The sequence below is a fragment of the Protofrankia sp. BMG5.30 genome, assembly GCF_001983005.1.
GTDB classification, from domain to species: Bacteria; Actinomycetota; Actinomycetes; order Frankiales; family Frankiaceae; genus Protofrankia; species Protofrankia coriariae.
In genome coordinates this window covers 1-10,448 of sequence record NZ_MOME01000050.1, presented here as the reverse complement: position 1 = coordinate 10,448, position 10,448 = coordinate 1, and the positions used below count along the sequence as shown (strand labels likewise).

General features: G+C 66.2%; 12 protein-coding genes. 3 read left to right on the top strand and 9 right to left on the bottom strand.

Annotated elements, in window-relative coordinates:
* From BL254_RS21765 to BL254_RS21745, 5 genes are all read right to left on the bottom strand, one after another.
* A partial coding sequence (locus BL254_RS21765) for a replication initiator (protein WP_371391158.1) occupies window positions 1-899 on the bottom strand: 899 nt, incomplete at its 3' end.
* Complete coding sequence (locus BL254_RS21760; RefSeq protein ID WP_076844884.1) at window positions 896-1,126, bottom strand: hypothetical protein; 231 nt, start codon at window positions 1,124-1,126, stop codon at window positions 896-898. The genes BL254_RS21760 and BL254_RS21765, both read right to left, overlap by 4 nt.
* Window positions 1,123-2,640, bottom strand: coding sequence for an FtsK/SpoIIIE domain-containing protein (locus tag BL254_RS21755; protein WP_076844882.1), 1,518 nt, complete (start codon window positions 2,638-2,640; stop codon window positions 1,123-1,125). The genes BL254_RS21760 and BL254_RS21755 overlap by 4 nt, the downstream gene beginning before the upstream one ends.
* A 123-nt stretch (window positions 2,641-2,763) precedes the next feature.
* On the bottom strand, window positions 2,764-3,081 hold the full coding sequence (locus BL254_RS21750) for a hypothetical protein (protein ID WP_076844886.1): 318 nt from the start codon (window positions 3,079-3,081) through the stop codon (window positions 2,764-2,766).
* Entirely contained in the window at window positions 3,078-3,482 is a 405-nt protein-coding gene (locus BL254_RS21745) for a plasmid replication, integration and excision activator (protein ID WP_076844881.1), read from the bottom strand. The genes BL254_RS21750 and BL254_RS21745 overlap by 4 nt, the downstream gene beginning before the upstream one ends.
* Window positions 3,483-3,695: 213 nt before the next feature.
* Between BL254_RS21745 and BL254_RS21740 the strand changes: the two genes are divergently transcribed.
* A complete protein-coding gene (locus BL254_RS21740; RefSeq protein WP_047225262.1) occupies window positions 3,696-4,085 on the top strand; it encodes a helix-turn-helix transcriptional regulator in 390 nt (129 codons plus the stop codon).
* Between the two features lie 113 nt (window positions 4,086-4,198).
* On the opposite strand, the gene BL254_RS27425 is transcribed toward BL254_RS21740, so the two are convergent.
* Window positions 4,199-4,348 carry a hypothetical protein gene (locus tag BL254_RS27425; protein WP_162233284.1) on the bottom strand — a complete coding sequence of 50 codons (150 nt, stop codon included), beginning with the start codon at window positions 4,346-4,348 and terminating at the stop codon, window positions 4,199-4,201.
* Between the two features lie 74 nt (window positions 4,349-4,422).
* On the bottom strand, window positions 4,423-4,713 hold the full coding sequence (locus BL254_RS21730; protein ID WP_047225265.1) for a hypothetical protein: 291 nt from the start codon (window positions 4,711-4,713) through the stop codon (window positions 4,423-4,425).
* 223 nt (window positions 4,714-4,936) lie between these two features.
* Here BL254_RS21730 and BL254_RS27920 point away from each other — a divergent pair, with 223 nt between their 5' ends.
* A complete protein-coding gene (locus BL254_RS27920) occupies window positions 4,937-6,304 on the top strand; it encodes a helix-turn-helix transcriptional regulator (protein WP_052914996.1) in 1,368 nt (455 codons plus the stop codon).
* Between the two features lie 134 nt (window positions 6,305-6,438).
* Window positions 6,439-7,119, top strand: coding sequence for a PhzF family phenazine biosynthesis protein (locus tag BL254_RS21720; RefSeq protein WP_083731297.1), 681 nt, complete (start codon window positions 6,439-6,441; stop codon window positions 7,117-7,119).
* A gap of 284 nt (window positions 7,120-7,403) precedes the next feature.
* On the opposite strand, the gene BL254_RS29640 is transcribed toward BL254_RS21720, so the two are convergent.
* Complete coding sequence (locus BL254_RS29640) at window positions 7,404-8,300, bottom strand: DNA adenine methylase (protein WP_076844875.1); 897 nt, start codon at window positions 8,298-8,300, stop codon at window positions 7,404-7,406.
* Window positions 8,297-9,799 (bottom strand): hypothetical protein, encoded by a 1,503-nt coding sequence (locus BL254_RS26500; protein WP_139342442.1) that lies wholly within the window; start codon window positions 9,797-9,799, stop codon window positions 8,297-8,299. The genes BL254_RS29640 and BL254_RS26500 overlap by 4 nt, the downstream gene beginning before the upstream one ends.
* Window positions 9,800-10,448: the final 649 nt, after the last annotated feature.

Here is a 10,448-nt window from a genome sequence, read left to right as displayed (position 1 = left end):
GGGATCGTGCCGCGTATCGCCGCGTGCAGATGCGGCGCCAGCCGCCGTTGCGGCTCCAGAGCGGCAAAGTACTGCACGTCCCAGCCGACCGCCCGGCGGAGGTTCTGCCAGAACCGGTCGAGCAGCTTCGGGAAGTGGATCGCGTCCCGGGCCGCCCGCCGGTAGTCGTACGACGTCGGGTCCACCGGGGTGCCGTCGCTGGTCACCCGGCCGTAGCTGTCGCAGGTCAACGTCAGGAACATCGACGGCCGCCACACCGTCCCGTCGGGTGCGGTGAACGTCCGCCCCACCGTGCGCCGGTCGACGGGGAGCCGGGGCAGGTCGGGGGCGTCCTGCCTGCGCCGGGTCGACCGGGTCCGCCGGGGCCGCTCCCGGTCCTCCGGCGCGGTCGTGCCGCGCACACCAAGATCGGTCAACGCGGCGTCCACCTGGGAGATCAGATCGTCGGCTTCGGTGATCTGCTCGATGTGATGGCTGGTCACCGCGTCGGTGCGGACGGCTTCGAGATCCGCGCGGAGCTGGACGAGGGTTTTCGCGTCGTCAGTCGGCGGGTCGGGGTCGGGGAGTGGTTCGTCGTCGAGGTGCCAGCCGGCCTTGCACTGCGCCATCCGCAGTTTGCGTGCCCGGTCCGCGCACGGCGGGCACTTACTCGCCAGCGTGGCCCCGCACGGCACCGGGACGGTTTCCGTCTCGCCGGTGGTCAGGTCGATTCTCCGCATGGCCAGCGGGCGGAGGCACACCCCGTTGTCGACCGCGACCGCCTCGAGGACCTGCCGGGCCAGCGGGAGCCGCAGCCGCGCCGCCCGGCTCCCCGCCGCCGGGTCCGTGGTCGAGACGGTGCCGGTCGGACCGTCCGGATGCGCCGCCAGCCGGCCGGCCGGGTCCGTTCCGTGCGTCATGCGGCCCGCTCCTCCTGATCCTGGTCGTGGTTGTCGTGGTCCGGGCCGTCGCCGGCCGGGTCGGGGTCGGGCGGGTGGCCGGGGGGCGGTTCCCGGCAGCCGCACACCCGCCCCCGCCCGACCGGCACCCGACAGCCGGCGCCGGCCCGGTGCGCCGCCCACAGGTGCCGGCACCAGGAGCACAACGGCAGCACGAACACCGGGGCGTAGCCGTCCGGTCCGCTCATGCCGCCCAGCCGTCGACGTCCGGAGTCCACCCGCCGCTGGGATCGTCCAGACCAACGACCTGACCGGTCACCGGTGGCCGGTAGCGGTGCGCCATCCGGGAGATCTCGGCGTCGTCGATCCAGGCGGCCCGCACCCGCACCGGGTCGGCCTGCCCGTCGGCCAGCACATAGCCCACCCCGGGCAGCCCCTCGGGAATCTCCTCCGCCCGCGCCCCGCGGTCGCGGGCGCCGTCCCCCAGGACCAGGTCGACTTGGTCGGGTTCGGTCAGCCGCAGCGCGACCCGGACCGGGAACAGGTCCCGGAACGGGAGCACCTCTTTCCGCGGGTCCTGCACCGCCCCGATCACCACCACGCCGGGTGCCCGGCCCTGCGAGAGCAGCAGCGGCAGCGAGGCGGCCAGCCGCCGCTTGAGCTCCCGGTCGGTGACGTAGGCGGTGAGCGCGGCGAGCTCGTCGACGATCACGACGATCAGTGGCTCGTCGGCGGTCGGGGTGTGCAGCCGGGTCACCCCGCGGAGCCGTCCGGCCCGGCCGCGCATGACCGATACCGCGTCGTCGAGCAGGTCGGCGATGCCGGCGGTGTCGGTGGCGAACCGGGTGAATATGTCCCGGCCGAACGCGAGTTCCATCCCGCCCTTGGGGTCGGCGACCCACAGTTCGACCAGGCCGGCGCGGACCGCCGGGCCGAGCCCGCGGATCGTCGCCCAGAKCACCGAGCCCTTGCCCGCCCCGGTGGCCCCGGCCACCAGCACATGGGCGCCGCGGACCGGCAGCCGCCAGGGCTGGCCGTCCTCCCGCCGGCCCACTGGAATCCCGGCCAGGTCCACCGGAGCGTCGTCATCCCAACCGTCACCGTCTCCGCCGTCCGCGTCCGGACCATCGATGTCGGCCGGGGGGACGAGGCCGGCGAGCGGGTCACGGTGGGTGAACTCCACCCAGATGTACCCCACCCGATCGGCGCGGATCCGGCATGCCTGCGCGCGGAACGCCTGCCGCAGCGCCTCGGCCTGCTCCGCCCACTGCTGCGGGGTCTGCCCGTAGAGCAGTTCGACCCGTAGCCGGTCGGCCCACCGGTCGGAGCGGATCGTGCGGATCCGGGGGAAGGTTTCGGCGAAGGCGACCCGGTCGCCGTTGGACACCGGCACCCGGATCGCCAGCCCGGTATGCACCATCACCGGCCGCCACCGCCACCGGTAGACCGCCAGCAGCCGCAGCCGGCCGTGCAGCCAGCGGGTCAGCCAGGCGAACGACCGGCGGTGCGCCAGCCGCCACCCCACCGCCAGCCCGACGACGGCGAGGAGGGCCAGGCCCAGCCCGGCCGCCCCGTACCGGTCCCGGATCACCAGCACTGTCAGCAGCAGGCCCACCAGCACCGGATGCCGGATCAGGAAGAGCACCAGCCGGGCGCACATCCGCCCGGCCAGCCCGGCGAGCACGACCCACAGCGGTACGTCGACTTTCGGATGCCGGGTCGGTATTTCGGGAAACGGCCGGGAGCCGTTGATTCTGGCCATGACAGATCACACCCACCCTGCATCACACGAAAAAGGAGCGGAAGGAAGAGAAATCGGCGGGTCAGAGCCGGTGGAGCGACAAGAAGGCTCAGACGGCCGTTCCGGTACCCGGGAGAAGCGTGTTCAGGCCGCGGTTGCGGTATCGCCCGTCGAAGCGTCGGTGGTGCGGCCTGTCAGTAGCCGTTCGCATTCGTGCAGATAGTCGGTGGCGGCCCGCACCAGCGCCCGCGCGAACGCGAGATGATCGACGGTTACCGCGTCGTCCGTCGCGGACAGGGACAGGTGGGTGTGGTCGGCATCGACCGCGAGGATCGGCCGCTCGTGCGGGTAGGTGAAGCACCGGGCCGACCAGCCCGATCCGATGTGCACGCTGATATGCCCGTGCGACCCGACCGGCCCCCGCCCGCCACCGGCGTCCGGGGTGGCTGTTGGCCCGGTCATGCCGCCCGCCCGGAGCCGGTGCGTACCGGCCGTATCCCGGTCGCCCACCACGAATACGCCTGCCGGGGCTTCTGCCCGTTCGTGTTCACGTACGGGGTCAGGGTCAGCCCGTCGAACTCCACCGGCCGAAACGGGGTGCCCGCCAGCGGTTCCGGCGGGACCGGCCGCACCCCGGCAGCGATCTTCACCTTCACCTCCGCCGAGCCGGCACGGGCGTTGGGATCGGCGTCCATCACCCGTACCGCCCACACCAGTTCGCCGGTGACCTTGTCCCGTTCCTGCGCATCCGGAAGGCCCGCCTTCGCCTTGTCGAAGTCGTTGACCGGTTCCACCCCGAGCACGTAGGCGCCGTGCGGGAACACGTCCGTGAACGCCACGGGAATCCGTTGCGGTACCGCCATCGCCGTTGTCACCTCGTCCCACCTTGTCAGTGTGCCGGCGGGTGCCGGCCGTCGGTCGTTGCAGGACATACAGTGCACGGCTTACAAAGCGCTCGCCAAGCGCTTTCCAGCCGGTGTATACAGCCACCGGATACTCGACGGCACCCCCCGGAAGATCAGTATCGCCGGCACGGTCAGCCGGGTTACCTTTGCTATATGTCAAACGGYGTTCCGGTGCACACCGCCCGCAGCCCCCGCCCCGACGAGGACTGGAACGCGGTCGCCGACGCGGTCAACAGCCGGATGGCCCAGCAGCGGATCGGACAGAAGGCACTCGCGGACGCCTCCGGGGTGTCGGTGGCCACCCTGCGCCGCATCCAGCACGGCGCGCACGGCCGACGGGTCCAGAACGCCACATTGACCGCGGTCGCCCACGCCCTTGACTGGCCCGACGACCACCTGATCCGCGTCCTGACCGCCGGGACCAGCCCGACCGGCACGGCACCGCCGGCCATCGAACGGGAGATCCTCGCCGGTATCGGCCGCATCGAACAACAGCTTGCCGACCTCAGCCTCCGACTGGCCACGGTCGAAGAACTCGTCACCGCGCACGCCCACAGGTAAAGGGGCCAGCACCCCGGGGCGGGCATTGCCGCCTGCGGGATCCTGACCCCTGCACACCACCCCAGCCCCCGCCGCCACCGCTTATCGCGGGACGGCACCGGCCGCCTGCACGCTCAATCCGGCGCGCCGGACATCCCGCCGGGCGGCCCCGGCGGCAGCAGGTCGCCGAGCGGACGGAACACCAACGTCACTTCCACATCCCCGAACGCGTCGGCGAACCCCACCCCGTCCGGCAGTGCAGCCCAGGCATCCAGCACGTCCACCGGACGATCCGCCGGAAAAATCGTGATCGCGTGGATGTCCCCGTGCGCGGTGACCCGGGCGTGCTCCCCGCCGCTCATCGGCCGCCGGCCCGCCGCACCGACCGGGCCAGCGCCGCCCCCAGCAGCAGCCGGCCCGCCGCCGGCGCCGTGGCACGGTCGACGAAGAAGAACAGCGGGGTCACCTGATAGTCGTGCCAGCCGCTTTCCACCGCGAACACCTCCGCCGACGCCGCCGAATCAAACGTGATCGTCGTATCGCGGACCCGGCGTTCCCCACCGGGCTCGAACCGCACCACCCCGTACAGCACCGATGGCCGTTCCTCCGCGTTTCCGTCGTCCGCTGGGCCTGTCGTGGTTGCCGTCACCGGCCGCACCCCGTCTCGTGGTCGTTTTCCCCTTGTTGGGACACCGGCCCAGCCCGCCCGGAAAGCAGCGCTCTCCCACCCGGAGCGGACCGGCCACCGGCCACGATTACGAGCTACACGAGCGCTGAAAAGGTCGCCGGCCGTATACACCCGGTGGTTACACTGGCGGACAGTGCACAGCCTGAAACCCGCCGCGTCCCCCTGTCCCGCCCGGGAGGCAGCCGTGACATCACGTAACCGCGAACTCCCCGCCGCACCCGCCGGTCTGTGGGACCGCCCCGAGATGGCCCACGCCCTGGAGCAGCGCGACATGGCCGCGGTGCTGAAAATCTTTCAGAAGTGGACCGGTGCCACCCAGGGGCAGATCGCTACCGCCTGTGGCATGCCGCAGTCCCACATCAGCGAGATCCGCAACGGCAAACGGCAGGTCATGACCCTGGCCGTCTTCGAGCGGTTCGCGAGCGGCCTGAACATCCCCCGCGCCCGGCTCGGCCTGGAAAGCGACAAGACCAGCCCGGACACCCCGCCGGCTACCAGCACCACCGAAACGCTGCCCACCCGCCGGACGGTGTCCCTCGCGATCCCGGCCGCTGCCGGACTCGACATGGCCCCCGACACCCTGGTCACCGCCGCCGCCCGCCAGTCCGCCGCCATCCTGGAACGGCTCGGCGCGGCAACCGTCGACCCACTCGTTCTCGACCAGCTCGCCGACGACGTCGCCCGGCTCTCCCTCGACTACATCGCCGGACCCCCCGAGGCGGTCCTTGCCGACAGCATCGACACCCGCACCCGGGTCCTGGCCGTCCTCGACCAGGCCCGCCGGCCCGCGCAGATCCACGACCTCTACCTGATCGCCGGGCAGCTCTCCGGGATTCTCGCCTACGGCGCCATCGACCTGGGTAAACCCGGCCCGGCCATGACCCACGCCCGCGCCGCCCTGATGTGCGCGGACCTCGCCGGACACACCGGCCTTGCGGTATGGGCGCGAGGCACCCAAAGCCTGATCGCGCGCTTCGCGAACCGGCACCGCGACGCCCTCCAATACATCCACGCCGGGATGGCACTGCGTCCCACCGGCGCGGGCCTGGCCCGGATCGTCAGCGGCGAAGCACAATGCCTGGCCCACCTCGGCGACATCCCCGGTACCCGCGCCGCACTCGCCGCCGCGGCCGACGCCAGCGACCACGACACCCCACCATCCGACATCGAAACCGGGCTGTTCACCTTCCCCCGCGCCATGCAGCACTACTACGCCGGTGGAAGCCTGATCTGGCTTCCCGACAGCACTGGCGCCGCGGACGCCGAAAAAGCCATCACCACCGCCATCACCCTGTTCAGCACCGGACCCGCCGACCAACGGTTCGTCACGGATGAAATCCTCGCGCATGTCTACCTGGCAACCGCCCGCCTGCTCCGCGGCAACATCGACGGCGTCACCGACGCCCTTCGACCGGTCCTGACGATCCCCCCACAGCAACGGGTGTCCTGGCACCGCCGCCGCCTGGACCGCATCGCCGCCCTACTCGACGCCCCCCGCTACCGCACCTCCACCACCGCCGCCGACCTTCGCCACGAGATCGCCGCCTTCTGACACACCGGCCGTAGACGTAGAGGGCCGCTCCCGACGCGCTCCCGAACCGCTCATTCCCCGGACACAACCCGCACCCAACGGGCAGGATGACCCCGACGCGGGAAACGGTGGAAAGCCGAGGGGAGACACCAGCGGTGGTCACAGTACGGGTCGTCCGGGTGTTCACCGACCAGGCCGGTAACCACGGTAACCCCCTCGGAGTCGTCGAGGACGCCGCCACCACCGTCCCCGACCCCGCGCACCGCCAGGAGATCGCCGCCCGGCTCGGCTACAGCGAAACCGTCTTCATCGACGACACCGCCACCTCCACGATCAGCATCTACACCCCCCGCACGAAAATCCCCTTCGCCGGGCATCCCGCCGTCGGCGCCGCCTGGTTCCTCGGCCGCATCCACGGCACCCCACAAGACGTGCTCCGCACCGAGGGAGGCGACGCCCGGACCTGGACCGACGACAACGGCGTGTGGGTACGCGCCGCCCTGGCATCCACCCCGCCGTGGTGGCACGAACGCCTCGACGACCCCAAACAGGTCGACGACCTCACCGGCCCCCTACACCCCGGCCAGGACTTCACCCAACTATGGGCATGGGAAGACGAAGACGCCGGCACCATCCGAGTACGGACCTTCGCCGACCGGGTCGGCATCCCCGAAGACGAAGCCTGCGGATCCGGCGCCATGCGCCTAACCGCCGCCCTCGGCCGCCCCCTGACCCTCCACCACGRCAAAGGCTCCATCATCCACGCCCGCCCAGGCCCCCCCGGACACGCCGACATCGGCGGAACCGTCACCGAGGACGAACCCCGCACTCTCTGACCCATCCGGCGATAAGCCAGCAGACTGCCGAATTAGCCGATTTAGGATCAAGACGCGGTGCCGGCCGCGCCGCACGACGGCTGCGCGCGGCCGTGGACGGCCGTGCTCGCCGGTGCGTCGCCAGCCCGCACCGCGGAACACAGAAATCGAAGGCTTAGGGGAACGCCGGCGTTCAGGTCGACCGAGGCCCTGGGACTACCTGTCCAGGCCCGCTCGCACCGCGCAGATCCGCTGCAGAACGATGAAAAAGAGGTACGCACGAAATTCCATCATGTTCATTACGGTCACGCCTCATTCTCGGACCACAATGCCTGCTGACTCGCAACTAACGCGAGAGCGTCTGAGTAAACCATCACCTCCTTTGCACGAGCAATTCGATGTGCCGAATAGTTTAGRCTGAAAATCGTACGGCGGYGATCAGGATACAGTTCCGCCACCTTTGGCGAGTTGTCATATGTCAAGAGCCAGATAGCTGATGCCCGAGAATTCAGACACTTGGCAAGCGCAGCATGAWCGGCCTCGGAGAAGGAGTTCAAATACAGTGATCCCGCCTTCTCGAAATAGGGGGGGTCGGCATAGACGAAAACGTCGTCGCGAGGACTATACCTACGAATCACTTCTCGTCCGTCAAGGTTCAGAACAGTGATTCTTTTAGAGTGTAGGCTAAATAGCCGAACGCGCTCGACCAGATCCGATCTATTGAAGCGTGCATCGATCTTATAAGGGCCAGACTGATCAAGGCCTCCGATCKGACCACCATTCAGGACGCCCGATCTATTCGTACGATTGAGGTAAAAGGTGGAAAACCCTAGAGCTTGGAAGTCGCTCCGGTCTACAGAAGTCTGTATTTCTTTTTGCTTACGCCATTCGCCTACGCTTAGATCTACATTCTCAATTCGACGACTAAAGGATTCAGGATCTTCTTTAAGTGCTCGCCAAAAAGCGTAGACAGCAGGATCCAAATCATTGATTACGATTCGACGTACCTGACCAGTGACTAGGAGTGCCAGTGCCGCACCGGCACCTCCTGCGTATGGCTCGACGTACGTGCCATACGATAGCCGATYTGAGCGGATCAGGTCCGCCAGCCTGAGATAAAGAGAGGCTTTGCCGCCCGGGTAGCGCAATGGTGAGATTATCGGACGCCTTAGCAGGCCGCCAGAGCTTCGCCGACTACTCATGGCTTGAGGATCTCTCGTAGAATACTGCTTATGACATCCCAGCACTCTCGGACGTCACTTGGCGTGGCAAAGATCTCATGATTATGATTTATCGCATTCAAGTGGTCTTGAGATGCAATATACCCGTTCAACTTGCCCCCTTTCACCTTGCGGACTACCTGAATTAGCTGACGGGGGCCGTTTTTTTCGTAATGATCGTCCAACCAGTCTAGACAGTGGCTAAGATAGACGTAGCCCCTCTGGTTGTGCGTCTGACGAATATCCTCGCCGAGCGAATCGGCGTATGCCTTAATAACCTTCTCCAAGAAAGTCCGCATCAGATCGAAAATAGCGTTCGGAAACTTCTCTACTTGTAGCTTTGTAAGCTCGAATAGAATCTTCTTGATTGCCTCAGGGTAAGTAGGAGGTACAACTAGCTGACTAGTCTCAAGAACGGCTGACCGTGCTGGACGACGAGGGTTAGGCTTGGGAGACTCAGGTGGAGAAACCTTGCTTCCGCTTTCTGCCTCATCTCCAGCTTTGGGATTGGGAGTTCCAGCGTCCCTTCGCCCTGATCTCTTTTTCTTTGGCTCGGGATTTGTATCCGAATCGCTGTTTGTTGGCGAGGAGCCAATCCCTTCATCCCCAATGTTCTCTTCTGAGTCATCATTGCCTACCATACCCAGATTACGAATTTCCTCTAGCTCTTCTAGAAGCGACTCGTAGCGCGGGCTCGTTGTTTTGTTTAGGGTACGCGTCGTAAGGTCGCCTTCTCGAATCCCGTTAGCAATTACTTCGGCGATCTTCGCAAAAGTGCGCGCATCAACGGTCATCTGCAGTCGGCCTGAGACCTCATCTAGCTTCAGGCCCAGTAGAGCTTGGAACGGGGACGACTCGTACAGTCGCGCCAAGGTTGCCGTTATGCGCCTGTTAGATTTGTCTCGTGCATAGTCGGTTAGTGAGCTGTCCGCAAATTCGACAGACCTGAAAGCATTGAGAAAGTTGGCTCTAAAGACGAATTTGCCAACCTCGACCGTCGGGTACCGCTGTTTTAGCTCCGCGAGGGTTCGCCCTGCGTCGACCTGAGCCTGAAAAAAATCGGCTTGACGGTCAGGATTCCATGCCCTGCGGGGATTACTCGTGTGCAAGGCCGCGATAAGTTGATCGGCGTCGTCTCGGCTTGGCGCTACCTTTACCGTGATTTTCTTGAGGTTATCCCTATTCGGAAGATCTCGAACCAATCGAAGAATTCGAGTCTCATAACCCGCCGCCAGGTAGGGATTCTGAATCGCTTTCAGAACAGCGACCCTGCGATTTCCCTCCGCTACGACCAAACCCTCCCGCCGATGAACGACGATAGGAACTTCATGGGTCAAATACCCGACCTTAACGATAGCCTCAAGAAGACTGAACGCCTGTTCGTTTTTAAAAAGGTCTGCAATAATGTCTGTTTCGATTGCGCCGACAGGTGTAGCGGTAAGCCGAACGTTGCGTTTGTCGAGCACCAACGTGTCGATCACGTCTACCTCCAAGTCTGGCCAGGTAGACATGTCGATCATGGAGGGCCCCCGTTCGGTACGCACGACGTCCGAGAGATGATATCCATAGGAGCGTCGCCTTTGTGTAGACGATACGAAGACTCGTCCAGTACCGCCCTCTTATTGGCCGAGCGTGTGTCGTGGGAGACTCGCCGACGCGCGTCTCGCAGCACGCGACGTGCGAGTGTTGATTTTTTGGAGAGACGGTTGGTCGCAGCGCTACGGACACGGCTCAGATGACCAGCGGACGACTCCAGTCGAGTCGGCGCTTTAGCACAGACGGCAACGGATGACAAGCAGACGGATGGATGGTCTGGGGCAGCCGGTGACCATAGACATTCACGGAACTCGCGGATCGACGGGTCTGCCGAACGCTCTGTAATCATCGCCGGCCGAGTCGCAGTACTGCAATTGTACTGCAACCGGGTCGGACGCCAGTGGACATCACGGAGGCCTTGGCCTGGCTTGATGGACATCAGTGGACGTTCCTGGACGGCGTGCCGAGCGGTAGATGTCAAGTCAAATGAGACAGTTGGTCGTTACTCGGTTGGCTTGGGACTGGCTGGTTGATCCACACGGTCTCGGGTAGACGGGGTGGCCGTGGCCGGCGCGCGAACCGCTCGGGGTGCGC

Excerpts from the sequence above, each read along its gene's own strand:
- BL254_RS21750 (WP_076844886.1), bottom strand. The coding sequence starts at position 3,081 with ATGACCGGGCCAACAGCCACCCCGGACGCCGGTGGCGGGCGGGGGCCG.
- BL254_RS21745 (WP_076844881.1), bottom strand. The coding sequence starts at position 3,482 with ATGGCGGTACCGCAACGGATTCCCGTGGCGTTCACGGACGTGTTCCCG.
- BL254_RS21760 (WP_076844884.1), bottom strand. The coding sequence starts at position 1,126 with ATGAGCGGACCGGACGGCTACGCCCCGGTGTTCGTGCTGCCGTTGTGC.